Here is a 14,530-nt window from a genome sequence, read left to right as displayed (position 1 = left end):
GCCGGACCCGGTCGTCCAGGACGAGTCGAACTCACATCCGCTCGGCGTACGTCCTGCCGGCCGGTCGGGCGACGACCGTGCCTCACCGTACCGGGCGGTGTCGTGGCGGCGGTACTCCGGTGGCGTACGCGTGGAAACACCGACGGCCCGTCCGGAGCGCTCCGGACGGGCCGTCGGTGTGGTGCGGAGGAGGTGAGGAGTCTGTCGAGGTCAGCCGTAGAAACGCTGCGCGGCGATCAGGATCTCGTCACGGACAGCCGGCGAACTGGTCGCCCGCAGTGCCCGCTCGATGGCCCGCGCCCGACGCGCGCTGTCCCGGCGGTTACGAAGTCGGTTGAGCATGCTCATGGTGTTACGCCCCCTGGCTATTCGGTTGTCTCCGCGTCTGATGTCCATTGAACCTCGCGAACAGCCCTATCGCCACAGATTATTAGGTGAGCTGGGACACCAGCCTAAGAATCAAAGGTAGAGCAGTCATCGTAACGATGATTCTTCGTAACCATATGGATACGGCCGGTGTGCCCGGGAGTAACCCGGAGCACACCGGCCGCTTCGTGCCAGGTGTTCGTGCCGTACGGAGGTCAGGTCCAGCCGAGCAGTGCCGCCTCCGGGTCGGCCAGGAAGTCGCCGACGTCACGCAGGAACTTCGACCCCAACTCGCCGTCGATGATCCGGTGGTCGAAGGAGAGCCCGAGGGTGGTCACCTGGCGCACCCTGACCTTGCCCTTGTGCACCCAGGGCATCTCCCGGACCGCACCGAAGGCCAGGATCGCCGACTCGCCGGGCGGCAGGATCGGGGTACCGGTGTCGACGCCGAAGACGCCGACGTTGGTGATGGTGAGCGTGCCACCGGTCATGTCCGCCGGAGCCGTCTTCCCCGCCTTGGCGGTCTGCACCAGCGCCGTCATCGCGTCGGCCAGCTCCCGCAGGGTGAGCCGGCCGGCGTCCTTGATGTTCGGCACGATCAGGCCGCGCTCGGTCGCCGCCGCGATGCCGAGGTTGACGTACTCCTTGACGATGATCTCCTCGCCGGCCCAGGTCGAGTTGACCATCGGGTGCCGCCGGACCGCCAGCAGCACGGCCTTGGCGACCAGCAGCAGCGGGGAGACCCGGACGTCCTGCCACTCCCGGCGCTTGCGCAGCCGGTCGAGCGCCTTCATCGAGCGGGTCACGTCGACCGTCAGAAACTCGGTGACGTGCGGCGCGCTGAACGCCGACGCCACCATGTTCTGCGCGGTCAGCTTCCGCACGCCCTTGACCGGGATCCGCTGCTCCCGGTCCGGCCCGAAGGCCGGCGCCGTCGCGGCAGCGGTCACCGGCGCCGGCTCGGCCGCCGTCGCCCCGCCCGCCGCCGCCAGGTGTACGTCGTCCCGGGTGATCGAGCCGAGCGGCCCCGACCCGGTCAGGGTACGCAGGTCGACCCCGAGATCCTTGGCGAGCTTGCGCACCGGCGGTTTCGCCAGCACCAGTCCACCCGTCACGGCGGCGGTCCCGCCGGTCAGGGGCGCCGGTGCGGCGGCCGCCGGACGCACCGGCTCGGGCGCCGCCGGACGTACCGGTTCGGGTGCTGGCGCCGCCACCGGAGCCGGCACCGGGACACCGTTCGTGGCAGGTACCCCGGCGCCCTTGCGCGGCCGACGCTTCGCGGCACCGGTGCGCGGGCCGTACCCGACAAGCACCGCCGTCCGGCCACCCGGAGCGGGCCCGCCGATCAGGCCGGGCTCGACGGCGCCCTCGGCGGGCGCGAGTTCGACGGCGGCCAGCGAGGCCGCCGACGGCTCCGGCAGGTCACCGGCGCCCGGGTCGGTGTCCACGGCGAAGATCGGCGAGCCGACGTCGACCACCGTGCCCTCGTCGTGGAAGATCGCGGTGATCTTCCCGGCCCACTTCGCCGGGATCTCGACCGCCGCCTTCGCCGTCTCGACCTCGACCACCGGCTGGTTCAGTTCGACGGTGTCGCCGACCGCGACCAGCCACTTGAGGATCTCGCCCTCGGTCAGCCCCTCGCCGAGGTCCGGCAGGGGGAACTCCCTGACTCGCGACATCCCGCTCACCACCCGAAGGTGCGGTCGACGCCGTCGAGCACCCGGTCGAGGTTGGGCAGGTAGTCCTCCTCCAGCCGGGCGGCCGGATAGGGCGTGTCGAAGCCGGTGACCCGCAGCACCGGGGCCTCCAGGGAGTAGAAGCACTCCTCGGTGATCCGGGCCGCGATCTCGGAACCGAGCCCGAGGTTGCCGGGTGCCTCGTGCACCACCACGCACCGCCCGGTGCGCTTCACCGACTCGTAGGCCGGGCCGAGGTCCAGCGGCGAGAGGGTACGCAGGTCGATGACCTCCAGGTCCCGGCCGTCCTCCTCGGCGGCACTTGCCGCCTCCATCGCGGTACGCACCATCGGCCCGTACGCCAGCAGCGTGGCGTCCCGGCCCGGCCGGACGACCCGGCTGGCGTGCAGCGGGTACGCGTCACCGAGCGGGGCGTCCAGCTCCACCTGCCCCTTCTCGTGGTAGCGCCGCTTCGGCTCCAGAAAGATGATCGGGTCGTCGGAGGCGACCGCCTGCTGGATCATCGTGTACGCGTCCTGCGGCGACGAGCAGGCCACCACCTTCAGCCCGGCGGTGTGCGCGAAGTACGCCTCCGGGGACTCCGAGTGGTGCTCGACCGCGCCGATGCCACCGCCGAACGGGATCCGGATGACCATCGGCACCCGTACCTTGCCCTGCGAGCGGTAGTGCATCTTCGCCACCTGCGACACGATCTGGTCGTACGCCGGGTAGACGAAGCCGTCGAACTGGATCTCGCAGATCGGCCGGTACCCCCGGATGGAGAGCCCGACCGCAGTGCCGATGATGCCGGACTCGGCGAGCGGGGTGTCGATCACCCGGTTCTCGCCGAAGTCCTTCTGGAGTCCGTCGGTGATCCGGAAGACGCCGCCGAGCTTGCCGACGTCCTCGCCCATGATCACGACCTTGGGGTCGCTCTCCAGTGCGCGGCGCAGGCCACGGTTGATCGCCTTGCCCAGGGTGAGGGTCTCGGTGGCCATCAGTGCACGCTCCCCTCGAACGAGTCCAGGTAACGGGCGGTGAACTCGCGCTGCGCGTCCACCTCGGGCGAGCCGTTCGGGAAGACGTTGTCGAAGAGGGTCAGTGGCTCGGGGTCGGGCATCTCCAGCACCCGTTCCCGCAGCCGCAGCGCCTCCTGCTTGGCCTGCTCCTCCACCTCGGCCAGGAACGCGTCGTCCGCGATGCCCTGCCTGGTGAGGAATGCCTTGACCCGTGCGATCGGGTCCTTGGCCTGCCACGCCTCGACCTCGCTGGCGATCCGGTAGCGCGTCGGGTCGTCGGTGGTGGTGTGCGCGCCCATCCGGTAGGTGTACGCCTCGATCAGGGTGGGGCCCTGACCGTGCCGCGCGTTGTCCAGCGCCGCCCGGGTCACCGCGTACGTGGCCAGCACGTCGTTGCCGTCCACCCGTACGCCGGGGAAGCCGAAGCCGGCGGCCCGCTGGTAGAGCGGGATCCGGGTCTGCCGTTCGAGGGGCTCGGAGATGGCGTACTGGTTGTTCTGGCAGAAGAAGACGACCGGGGAGTTGAAGACGGCCGACCAGATGAACGCCTCGTTCACGTCCCCCTGCGCGGAGGCGCCGTCGCCGAAGTAGGCGATCACCGCCTCGCCGTCGTCGGTGCCGGTCCGGCCGTCCATCGCCACGCCCATGGCGTAGCCGGTGGCGTGCAGGGTCTGCGCACCGATCACGATCGTGTACATGTTGAACTTGAACTCGTTGGGGTCCCAGCCGCCAAGGTCGACGCCGCGGAACAGGCCCAGCGGCATGATCGGGTCGATGCCCCGGCAGTAGAGCACGCCGTGCTCCCGATAGGTCGGGAAGGCCATGTCCTGCGGCCGTAGCGCCCGACCCGAGCCGACCTGTGCCGCCTCCTGACCGAGCAGGCTGGCCCAGATGCCCAGCTCGCCCTGCCGCTGCAACGCGGTCGCCTCGGCGTCCAGCCGGCGGACCAGCACCAGGTCCCGGTAGAGGCCGCGGTATTCGTCGTCGGTGAAGTCGACGCTGTATTCCGTACCGTCCGACCAGGTCACCTTGTCGATCCGGTCGCCCTCGGGCGTGAGTAGTTGCACCAGGTCAGTGCCTGGGGATTTCCCACCAGACCGTGCGGACCGGGGTGTGGCTCGCCTGCCGCGGGCCGTGCCCGCGGGATCGCCCTTCGCCATCCCTATCTCCCTGTCGTTCGTGCGTCGGCACCGGGGGTGTCCCGACCGCGCAGCTCGTGCGCCCGTCCGGCTGGTGCCGGACCGGGGGTGGCTGCCGCGCCTATCCCCGGTAGGGGGTAGCCACGCGGCGTGGACCAGATTCTGGCCGAGCCTGGTCCACCGAGCGTCGGCATCACGTCCTGCCTGCCGCGGGGGTGCGCGAAGGTCGCGGCCGCGTTGCCGTCGGCTCCATATTCGCAGAGCAGACCGGTACCGCTACAGGTCGGCCTCCGTCGGATCAGGGTCGCCGCCGGCTTCGCACCACATCAACCGATTTGATCGGGTACGCAGGTCGAGCCGAACAAAACTAGACCGCTGACACGCTGTGTGACGCTGGCCAACGTACGGTTACTCCGCCACTGTAGGTAGCGGCGACGTGACCGTTGCCGCGACCCGTCCCATCCGGCCGCAGCCTGGCCCGCGCCGCGAACGACGAGGAGTTCTCCGTGCCCAACCACGGTTGCGAGCCACCGCCTCCGGTGCTGGTGGCCCGGCACCGCCGGTCCGGTGGCGCCCACGTCGGATATCGGAGGGTGACCGGGATACACCGGGCGGAGGGGCTGGGCGGCCCGGCCCGGCGGTACCTGTTCACCGTCGCACTGCTGGCCGGAACCTCCTCGCTGCCGATCCTGGCGGCGATAAGCAGCGGTTCGGCGACGGTTTCCGACGGGATGCGCCCGGCCGACGCCACCCCGTTCGTGCCGCCCCCGGCCGGCGTGCCGCCGCAGGTGGTGCCGGGGCAACCGATCGTGCCGCCGGTGGTGGAGCCGGGACCGGCCGGTACCGGCGCCAGGTCCGAACGGACCGGCTTTCGGCCGTTCCCCGTTCCGCCCGGCGCCGTGCCCGACCGGACCGGCCCGTCCGGAAGCGAACCCGGCCCGTTGCCGCCGCCGGTCGACGCCCCGGGTGGCGACGAGCCGGGTGCCAACGAGCCGGGAGTGCCGGTGCCGCCGACCGCCGGGCCGCCGATCCAGTCGCCGGAACCCAGCCCTCCGGTGTCCTCGCCCTCGCCCACGCCGTCGCCGGGCGTCCCGACCGGGTCGCCGTCCGCCGCGCCGACCTCGTCGCCCGCGCCGCCGTCCGGCACCGCCGTGCCGGCCCCGACCGGGCACTCCGGCTCGCCGACGCCGACCGACGCCGCGCCCACGCCGGGCCCGACGGCCTCGGCCGGACCGCCTCCCGCCGCTCCGGTACCGAGCGTTCCGCCGGCCACCACCGCGCCGACCCCGGCACCGACCCCCGCCCCGGTACCCAGCAGTCCGCCGCCCGCCACCACCTGACGAGCCCGATCGGCGCGGCTGCCGGTACGACGCTCAGCTCCGGTTCACCGCCGGACGGAGCATCGGCGGGTGCAGCAGTTCGGCCGGGCCGCGCCGGAAGAGCTGGGCGGGGCGTCCCCGGTCCCCCTCGGTCACCCGGCCGGCCGGCTCGACGAAACCGGGGGTACTGGTGACCTTGCGGTGGAAGTTGCGCGGGTCCAACGAACTGCTCCAGACGGTCTCGTAGACCGTTCGTAGCCGGGCGATAGTGAACTCCGGTGGGCAGAACGCGGTGGCCAGCGGGGTGTACTCCAGTTTGGCCCGGGCCCGCTCCAGCCCGTCGGAGAGGATGACCTCGTGGTCGAAGGCGAGTTGGGCGTCGGCGACCCGGGACACCGGGAGCCACTGCGCCGCGGCCGCGTCCGTACCGGCCACCGGTGCGGGTAGGTCCGGCAGCAGCGCCAGGTACGCCACCGTCACCACCCGACCCCGGGGGTCCCGTTTCGGCGACCCGTACGTGCCGAGCTGTTCGAAGTGGCCGATCGGCTCGGGAATCCCGGTCTCCTCGGTCAGTTCCCGGGCGGCGGCGTCCGGCAGGTCCTCGTCGAACCCGACGAACCCGCCGGGCAGCGCCCAGCGGTCCTGGTACGGCGGCACGCCCCGGCGTACCAGCAGGATGCAGAGCTCGTCGGCCCGGACGGTGAGGACCACCAGGTCGACGGTCACGGCGAACGGCGGATACTCGGCCATCGGAATTATCACCACCTTGACGAGAAGCTACCACAGTGCTTATCGTCAATAGGACGAGAAAGGATTCGGCTCCGGGCCTGACGGCCGGACCGAACTACCGGGACAAGGTCGTCGACCGGCAACGACGGCCTTCGGCGGCGCCGGCCTCCGGGTCGGCGCCGCCGCTCCGATCGGCTGGCGGGGGGCCAGCCCGGCCGGTGGTGCCGGCGGGCCCGGCCTGCTCTCCCAGGTCGCGGCCTGCCGGTCGCCGGCCGATCATTCGCGTCGATGCCGCCCTACCGGCCGGTAAGCAGACTCGTGTGGACTATTCACCAGCCAGTGACGCGTAGCTATGCTGACCTCCCTCGATAAGACCGGAAACCCCGGTGACCCGACAGGGAGGCAGCGTGGGTCGCACCAGCAAACGGTGGAGCCGTGGCCTACTGGCCACCACGCTCGTCACAGCGCTCGCGGTGGTGGCGGCGCCAGCGCCGGCACAGGCCAGTTCCGGCCTCGGGAGCCTCGGCTCCTGGGTGCTGCGCAAGGCGGTCACGGCCAAGGGCGTACAGAAGCACCTCAAGGAACTACAGAAGATCGCGGACCGGAACAACGGCAACCGCGCCTCGGGAGCGCCCGGATACGACAGGTCGGTCGACTACGCGGAGAAGGTGTTCCGCAACGCCGGTTACCGGGTCACCCGGCAGGCGTTCGACTTCCAGACCTTCCTGATCAACAATCCGTCCGAACTGGAACGGGTCTCGGCCCCGGCCGGCGACCTGCCACACCGGATCATGAGCTACTCGGGCAGCGCCGACGTGACCGCCCGGGCCAGCGTGCCGACCGGGGACTTCCAGGGCTGCAACCCGGGCGACTACGGCCCGGCCAACGTCGGCACCATCGTCGTGGTCAGCCGGGGCACCTGCCCGTTCGGGCAGAAGGCGAGTACGGCCGCGGCGGCCGGCGCGGCGGCGGTGATCATCTACAACAACATCCCGGGTGACCTCTCCGGAACCCTCGGCAACGCCTACACACTGGACTTCGCCGCCCTCGGCGTCTCGCAGGCACTCGGTCAGGAACTCGTCGGCCAGGTCGCCGGCGGTCTCACCCTGCGGGTCTTCACCGACACCTTCCGGGGCCAGGCCACCACCGAGAACATCTTCGCCGAGTCGCGCTGGGGCGACCCGGGCAACGTGGTGATGGCCGGCGCCCACCTCGACTCGGTACCGGAGGGGCCGGGCATCAACGACAACGGCAGCGGCAGCGCGGCGCTGCTGGAGATCGCCGAGCAGATGCGCTGGTTCCCCACCAAGAACAAGGTCCGGTTCGCGCTCTGGGGCGCCGAGGAGGCCAACCTGGTCGGCTCGACGTACTACATCGCCAACCTGCCGCAGGCGGAGCGGGACAGGATCGCCCTCTACCTGAACTTCGACATGGTCGGCTCGCCGAACTACGTCCGGTTCGTCTACGACGGCGACAACTCGGCCTTCCCGCCCGGCACCGGCTCGGCGGCCGGCCCGCCCGGCTCGGGAGCGATCGAGAAGCTCTTCCACGACTACTTCCGGTCGCAGCGACTGGCCTCGGCCGAGACGCCGTTCTCCGGACGCAGTGACTACGGACCGTTCATCGCGGCCGGCGTGGACATCCCGTCCGGCGGCCTCTTCACCGGGGCCGAACTGGTCAAGACGGCCGAGGAGGCCCGGGTCTACGGCGGTACCGCCGGTGTCGCCTACGACCCGTGCTACCACCAGGCCTGCGACGACATCGACAACATCAGCCTGAAGGCGATCGACGAGATGTCCGACGCGATCGCGCACGCACTCATCACGTACGCCTACGACACCCGCAGCCTCAATACCCCGCTGACCAGCCCGACCGGCGGCACCACCGCGCCGGCCGGTGGCGGTGGCGGGCTGCACGACGACCACGAGGTCGCGAGCTGATTCCACGAGTACGCGGACGACGGGGCGGCGCACTCGCGCCGCCCCGTCGTCGTTACGTGAAACTGTCGGTGCTCTCCGTTAGCGTGGCGCCCGTGAACGTCCCACCCGTAGCCTTGACCTCGTGGCTTCCCCGACCGATCCCGGAGGTTCTCCGATGAGCGCCGCCCCGATCGCCCTCGACCGGCCCGGCCCGCACGGCTACACCACGGCAGACCTGCACGCCCTGCCCGATGACGGCCGGCGCTACGAGCTGATTGACGGGAGCATCATCGTGTCCCCCTCGGCCACGATCGACCACAACACCATCGCCCGCTGGATCGCCAACATCCTGGAGGATTCGTCTCCTTCCGACGACTACGCGGTCGGCACCGACCAGTCGACCACTGTCGACCCGCACAACGAGCCCCGGCCGGACGTGGTGGTGACCCGGGCGGAGCACCTGCGGCGTACGCCGTTCCCGATCACCGACGCGCTCTTGGTGGTCGAGGTGGTGTCGCCGACCTCGGCGCTGCGGGACGCCGAGACCAAGCGGGCCCTCTACGCCCGGGCCGGAGTCCCGGCGTACTGGATCGTGGTGCCGGAGGAGGAGAAGCCGACCATCTCCCTCGCCGAGCTGGTGCTCGACCCGGGCAGCCGGAAATACCGGTACGTCACCCACTACACCACCGAGGCGTTCTCGACCGGGCACCCGTGGCCGGTCCGGGTGGACCTGCCGGCGCTGACCGCCCGCCGGGCGAAGCTGTTGGGCGAGTCGACCGGGCAGAACTGACCGGCGGGAGCGGTGCAGCGGCGCCCGGCTACACCGGGTCGTCGTCCAGGCGCTGCCGGTTCGCCTCGATCCAGGCGTCCAGTGCCGCCGGGTCGCTCGGGTCGACGCCCTCGGCAATGAGCTGGGCCACCGCCGCCGTCGCCGGGCTGCGCCGCTCCCCTGTGGTGTAGAGCCGGACGAACTCCGGCACCATCTCCTCGACCGAGGTGTCGGTCTGGGTCGCCGCCTCGGCCGGCAGTCCCCGCAGCCGGCCGGCGTACGCGGCCCAGCTCCGGACCACCCGGGGCAGCATCGCCGCGTCGTCCATGTCGAGTACGGCCCGCCGGTGCACCCAGTCGAGCAGGAACAGGCCGGCCACCGCAGGGCTCCAGCGCAGCGGGTCCGGGTCGGAGAAGCTCGCCGAGTGGTCGAGGATCAGGCTGAGGCAGAAGTGCAGCGACGCGAGGTCGGCCTCGGGCACCTCGGGCAGCCCGAACCTGGCCGCCTCCGGGGAGGCGAGGAAGGCCCGGACCAGCCGGTCCCGCTCGGCAGAGGAGAGCGGCTCCGGCTCGTCGACGGTGCCGTCGGCGGTCGGCGCGGGCCGGGGCAGCAGCGCCAGCCGGGCACCGACCAGGGTGCGATCGGTGGCCAGTGAACCCTCGTCGGGCAGGTCCCCCAGCTCGTCGGTGATGTCCAGGTGCCGGGCCACCTGGTCGCGCAGCCGGGCCGGATCCTCCTCGCGGAACCAGGTGAGCGCGTCGCCGGCACACATCTCCCGGACCTGTCCGAGGATCCGCTCGGCGGGACCGCCGACGAAGACGTCCTTGGTGATCCCGATGTTGTGGTCTACCAGGGCCACCACGGCGTGTTCCGGCCCGCCCGAGGTGGTGTCGTCGTAGGCGAAGGTGGCGAGGTAGGAGGTCTGGTCGCCGTACACGTCGCCGTAGGCGTAGCTGCCGGTCAGGCGTACCTTGCCGAGCTGGCCGGACCAGGACGGCGCCTGCGTGCCCGGCTTGACCGAGGCGGCACCGGCGGCGTCCGGCACCAGGGCGGCGAAGACGGTCCGGATCGTGGTCGCGGCAGCGGTACGCCGCCGGGAGGTCGCGGAGAGGAAGTCGCCGACGAAGTCCCGTACGGCGTTGTTGCGGTCTTCCTCCGCGATCGCGTAGACGCTGCCCAGCAGGGCGGTGCCGAGCATCTCGGCGTCGAGCGCGCAGTCGAGCTTGGTCACGTCGCGGGCGGCATGCAACACGGCGTCAAACGGGGTCCGAGGCGAGGCCATGGATCGACCCTACGCCCGTCGGCGGCGGTCCAGCATCAGCAGCGCGCCGGGACCGAGCACCCCGAGCAGCAGCGTCCCCCGGCTGGCGAGCAGATCGGCGCTGCTCAGCGTCCCGGCGTGCACCAGGTGGAAGACCAGATGCACGGTACTGAAGATCAGCAGCCCGGTCAGCACCACGGCGGTGACCCGTCGATCGTCGAACCCGGCGGCGACCAGCAGCATCACCCCGAGGGTCAGGAACGCCGCCCCGACATCCGTCATCAGGTGCGCGTTGTACGGCGGGTAGCCGGCCGTCCAGGCCAGGCCGAAGCCGGGAAAGTTGTCGAAGAACCAGCGCGGCGCCAGCACGGCGGGGACTCCCCAGCAGACGTGCAGTACGCCGAGCAGCGCCAGCCCGCCCCGGACCAGCACCGGCCGCCACCTGCCGAGGGTCGTCGACCCGCCGCCGTTCGTCGGGGTGCCGTCGGTCATCGGCGACGCGCCGACGCGACAGCGAGCGCGGACCGCGCCTCGGCGTACGCCCGCAGCACCTCGCGGACCGGGGTCACCACGTAACTCCGGGCGGCCTCGGCCACCGCGTCGTGCATCCGGCCCTCGGCCCGCCACCGGGCCCGCCGGGCGGCCCACCTGATCACAGGCTTGACCAGCAGCGAGAGCAGCGCACCGCAGAGCAGGCCGCCGAGCAGTGCGACGGTGGGCAGCGGCACCGACCCGACCAGCGGATAGTTCAGTTCCGGCAGGCCGAGGGCGCGTACCGCGTAGCCGAGGAGCAGCCAGCCCAGGCCGACGGCGGCGGCGACGGTGACCAGCCACTGCACGACGTTGACCAGGCGCCACCAGACCGGCCTGCGCTCCACCCCGAGGTCTGTGGTGGCGACGGCCCGGTCGAGCGCGTCGGGCAGGTCGGCCAGCCGGGACCGGGACGCCGCGGTCACCGCCGCCGGCCACGGGGCGGGCAGGGTGGCACCGGCCCGGTCGGCGACCGCCCGGACGGCCAGCCCGACCGCGGAACGCTGCGCCGCGCTCGGCTCGGGCACCGAGGTCGCGGCCACCGGCGAGAGGTCGAGGCCGAGCAGGCCACCCGGCTCGGGTACCCGTTCCGGCTCGGCGGGCCGCTCGGCCAGGTGCAGCCGGCGCAGCGGGTCGGGCCGGAGCCGGCGCAGGCCCCGGGCCAGCGGCCAGCCGGTCGCGGCGACCGCCCGGTGCCGGTACGCCAGCTCGGTCGCCTCGGCTACCGCCGGTACCCCCGCCGCGCCGGCCAGCGCGTCGATCAGTCGGCGGATCGTCGGCCGGTCCACGTCGTCGTCGGCCCGCCCGGAGTCGACCAGGTCGGCGAGCCCCTCCACGACCGTGTCCACGTCGCCGGAGAGCCGGCGCAGCGCCGCCTGCCGCTGTGTGACCGCCTGCTCAAGGGTGGCCCGCAGCGGTGCCGTACCGGCGTCGGTGAGCGCCGAGGTGGCGAGTACCGGCACCCCGTCGAGTTGGTCGGCGTCGACCAGCCGGCGCAGGTCGGCCAGCACCCGGGGCAGTTCGTCAGGTGCCAGCCGGTCGGCCTGGTTGAGCACCACCACGGTGACGTCCCGGTGCCTGTGGAACTCGCGCAGGTAGCTGCGGTGCAGCACCTTGTCGGCGTACTTCTGCGGGTCGAGCACCCAGACGACGAGGTCGACCAGGCCGAGCAGCCGGTTCACCTCGGCGCGGTGCGACCACTCCACCGAGTCGAAGTCGGGCAGGTCGAGCAGGACCAGGCCGTGCAGGGCCGCCTCGTCGGCACCGTCCAGCGCGCTCTCCCGGACGAACCGGTGCCGGGGCAGTACGCCGACCCAGTCGAGCAGCCGGGTGGCGTCGTCCAGCGGCCCCCAGACGCAGGCGTGGGTGACCCCGGTGGTCGGCCGGCGCACCCCGACCGGTGACATCTCGAACCGGGCCAGCGAGTTGAACAGGCTGGACTTGCCGCTGCCGGTGGCACCGGCCAGCGCCACCACCGTGTGGTTGCGGGAGAGCGCCAGCCGGGTGCCGGCCCGCTCGATCAGGGTGTGCGCCGCGACCAGCCGTTCGTCGGGCAGGTGCCCGTCGACGGCGCCGAGGAACCGGTCGACCGCGTGCAGGCGCTCGATCAGCCGGTCCGGGTCGGCCCGCTGGTCGGGGCGGATCGCGTCCCGGACCCGGCCCAGGATGTCGGTCATCGGGTCGCCTCCGCTCCGGCTGCCCCGCCCGCGTCGCCCCGGGCGGCGTCGACCAGCCGGGCCGCCTCGCGCAGCTGGTCGCCGTGCACGGCGTCGACACCGGCCGCCGCGGTGCGGGCCAGGTAGCGGGCCAACTCCTCGTCGAAGAGCCGGTCGACCATGCCGAGCAGGTCGGCCCTGGCCCGGGTGGCCAGGGTACGGATCGCCTGGTCGCCGAAGATCGCTTCGAGTACCTTCTGCGCGGCGACCGTGGTGCCACCGGCCGCCGCCACCTCCAGCCCGGTCGGGATGAACGCGGTGGAGGCGAAGACCGCGATCATCACCGCCAGGCCTGTGGCGTTCACCGCGTACGCCGCGCTGCGGGCCACGAACCGCTTGTCGCCGCCCTGGGCACGGACGAGTTCCAGTACGCCGCGCTGCCAGTCCCGGACCAGTCGCTCGGCCCGTTCCGGCAGGTCCTCGGCGGGCCGGGACAGCTCGGGGGTGAGCAGTGCCGCCCCGGCGGGATGGGTCTGCCAGGCAGCCGCGGTCTGCTCGGCGGCGGTGGCGGCGGTGTCGCGCAGCAGCGTGACGAGCTGCGACTCGATCGCGCTGTGCAACTGGGCGTTCGGGACGGGCCGGCCGGTCAGCGCGGCGACGACCCGGTCGCGGAGCTGGCCGACCCGGGCCTCCAGGGTGCGGAAGAGCTCCCCGGTGCCGACGAACTCCTGCCAGCGGGCCAGCACCTCGCCCCGGAGCAGCCGGCCGTCCCGCAGCGCCTCCTCGACCGAGCGGCGGGCGCTCCGGTAACTGCCGCGGACCCGTTCGTCGAGTGCCTGTGCGGCGTTGGCCTGCTGGTCGGCGGCGGTGGCGAGACTCTCGACGGCCGGGACCAGTGCGGCGACCGCGCCGTGCAGGGTCTGCCGGATCACCGCCGCCCGGGCCTCCGAGTCGGCGGCGAGCCGGCCGAACCAGGAGCGCAGCGGCTCGGTCAGCCGTCCGGGCAGCAGTCCCTGGCCGTCGACCACCGTCTCCGGAAGTACGAAGAGCGGTGCGGCGCCGAGTTGGTGTTCGGCGAGCATCTCGGCCAGGTGCGCGGCCACCTCCTCGGTGGCGGCCGGTGGTACCCGGTCGAGGACGAGTGCGATCGCCGTGCCGCGCAGTCGAGCGGTGCGCAGCAGTTCCCAGGGCACCGCGTCGGCGTACCGGGCGGCGGTGGTGACGAAGAGCCAGAGGTCGGCGGCGGCGAGCAGTTGGGCCGCGAGTGCCCGGTTGGCGTCCACCACCGAGTCGATGTCGGGGGCGTCCAGGAAGGCCAGCCCGGCGGGGAGGGCGGGCGCGGTGACCAGGTGCAGGGTGTCCGGCTGGTCCCCGGGGGTGGTGGTCCGGGTGAGCCCGGGCAGCAGGTCACCCTGCCGGAACCACGCCGAGTCGAGTGGGCTGCACACCAGCACCGGCGAGCGGGTGGTCGGCCGGAGCACTCCGACACTGCTCACCCGGGCCTGGACCAGGCTGTTGACCAGGGTCGACTTGCCGGCGCCGGTGGAGCCGCCGACCACCACCAGCAGCGGCGCGTCGAGCCGGGCCAGCCGGGGCAGCAGGTAGTCGGCGAGCTGGGCGCGCAGGGTCGAGCCGAGCTGCCGGGCGTCGTCCGCCCCGGGCAGCGCCAGCGGGTAGGCGGTGACGTCGATCGCGGCGCGCAGCCGGGTGAGCGCCCAGCGCAGGTCCGACCCGTCGCCGGCCGGAGAGTCTCCGGCGGGGCCGGCTCCGGGCGGCACGGGGGCGGTCGGCAGGCGCTCCGTCGCGGCGCCCGGGTCGCCGGCCGGTGGGCGCCGGGGACCGCTTTTGGCCCGCTCGCGATCCGCGTCGGCGATGGGTGTTTCCGGGCCGACCAGAGGCGTGCCGAGGCCGATGGCCGGTTCGCCGTGGGTCGTCACGGGGTAAAGACTGCCCGATCCCTGCAACACAGACAACAGGCACGGTTGGTCGCGGATCAGCGCGGGGCCGGCCGCCGGTTTCCAGGCCGGCTGTCGGAATCCCCGGCGACCACCGTCGATCCCCGGCCGGGTGGCGGGATTCGCGGTGCTGAGGGCCCGCTGGTGGGTTGCGTCGATGTGACTCAAGTCCGACTTTGCAGGTACGACGGA

Annotated in this window: 12 protein-coding genes; 3 read left to right on the top strand and 9 right to left on the bottom strand. The window is 72.5% G+C overall.

Features of this window, described 5'->3' with window-relative positions; all coding sequences use genetic code 11:
• Positions 1–210: 210 nt before the first annotated feature.
• The 4 genes from CLT71_RS38150 to pdhA form a co-directional block, all read right to left on the bottom strand.
• Positions 211–342, bottom strand: coding sequence for a hypothetical protein (locus tag CLT71_RS38150; protein WP_486483761.1), 132 nt, complete (start codon positions 340–342; stop codon positions 211–213).
• 239 nt (positions 343–581) lie between these two features.
• Positions 582–2,045: a dihydrolipoamide acetyltransferase family protein gene (locus tag CLT71_RS21620; RefSeq protein ID WP_101368708.1), complete on the bottom strand. Its 1,464-nt coding sequence runs from the start codon at positions 2,043–2,045 to the stop codon at positions 582–584.
• 5 nt (positions 2,046–2,050) lie between these two features.
• Positions 2,051–3,040 carry an alpha-ketoacid dehydrogenase subunit beta gene (locus CLT71_RS21615; RefSeq protein WP_101368707.1) on the bottom strand — a complete coding sequence of 330 codons (990 nt, stop codon included), beginning with the start codon at positions 3,038–3,040 and terminating at the stop codon, positions 2,051–2,053.
• Positions 3,040–4,221 carry a pyruvate dehydrogenase (acetyl-transferring) E1 component subunit alpha gene (gene pdhA / locus CLT71_RS21610; protein ID WP_101368706.1) on the bottom strand — a complete coding sequence of 394 codons (1,182 nt, stop codon included), beginning with the start codon at positions 4,219–4,221 and terminating at the stop codon, positions 3,040–3,042. Before pdhA ends, CLT71_RS21615 begins: the two co-directional genes overlap by 1 nt.
• 485 nt (positions 4,222–4,706) lie before the next feature.
• Between pdhA and CLT71_RS36555 the strand changes: the two genes are divergently transcribed.
• Entirely contained in the window at positions 4,707–5,540 is an 834-nt protein-coding gene (locus CLT71_RS36555) for a hypothetical protein (protein ID WP_143743531.1), read from the top strand.
• Positions 5,541–5,573: 33 nt separating this feature from the next.
• Here CLT71_RS36555 and CLT71_RS21600 read toward each other — a convergent pair whose 3' ends face one another.
• A complete protein-coding gene (locus tag CLT71_RS21600; protein WP_101368704.1) occupies positions 5,574–6,269 on the bottom strand; it encodes an NUDIX hydrolase in 696 nt (231 codons plus the stop codon).
• A 386-nt stretch (positions 6,270–6,655) separates the two neighbouring features.
• Between CLT71_RS21600 and CLT71_RS21595 the strand changes: the two genes are divergently transcribed.
• Together CLT71_RS21595 and CLT71_RS21590 are read left to right on the top strand one after the other, a co-directional pair.
• Positions 6,656–8,188, top strand: coding sequence for a M28 family metallopeptidase (locus CLT71_RS21595; protein ID WP_101368703.1), 1,533 nt, complete (start codon positions 6,656–6,658; stop codon positions 8,186–8,188).
• A 154-nt stretch (positions 8,189–8,342) separates the two neighbouring features.
• Complete coding sequence (locus CLT71_RS21590; protein WP_101368702.1) at positions 8,343–8,957, top strand: Uma2 family endonuclease; 615 nt, start codon at positions 8,343–8,345, stop codon at positions 8,955–8,957.
• A gap of 28 nt (positions 8,958–8,985) precedes the next feature.
• Here CLT71_RS21590 and CLT71_RS21585 read toward each other — a convergent pair whose 3' ends face one another.
• The 4 genes from CLT71_RS21585 to CLT71_RS21570 are packed head-to-tail and all read right to left on the bottom strand — an operon-like array spanning position 8,986 to position 14,320.
• Positions 8,986–10,218 (bottom strand): hypothetical protein, encoded by a 1,233-nt coding sequence (locus tag CLT71_RS21585; RefSeq protein ID WP_101368701.1) that lies wholly within the window; start codon positions 10,216–10,218, stop codon positions 8,986–8,988.
• Positions 10,219–10,227: 9 nt separating this feature from the next.
• The gene (locus CLT71_RS21580) at positions 10,228–10,689 is read right to left on the bottom strand and encodes a hypothetical protein (protein WP_101368700.1); all 462 of its coding nucleotides are present in this window, start codon (positions 10,687–10,689) and stop codon (positions 10,228–10,230) included.
• The gene (locus tag CLT71_RS21575) at positions 10,686–12,404 is read right to left on the bottom strand and encodes a GTPase (RefSeq protein WP_101368699.1); all 1,719 of its coding nucleotides are present in this window, start codon (positions 12,402–12,404) and stop codon (positions 10,686–10,688) included. Before CLT71_RS21575 ends, CLT71_RS21580 begins: the two co-directional genes overlap by 4 nt.
• Positions 12,401–14,320 carry an ABC transporter gene (locus tag CLT71_RS21570; protein ID WP_486483379.1) on the bottom strand — a complete coding sequence of 640 codons (1,920 nt, stop codon included), beginning with the start codon at positions 14,318–14,320 and terminating at the stop codon, positions 12,401–12,403. The genes CLT71_RS21575 and CLT71_RS21570 overlap by 4 nt, the downstream gene beginning before the upstream one ends.
• Positions 14,321–14,530: the final 210 nt, after the last annotated feature.

Source organism: Plantactinospora sp. CNZ320 (assembly GCF_002846275.1).
Note: the sequence above shows the minus strand (reverse complement) of the source record. Positions and strands in the feature narration are given on the sequence as shown.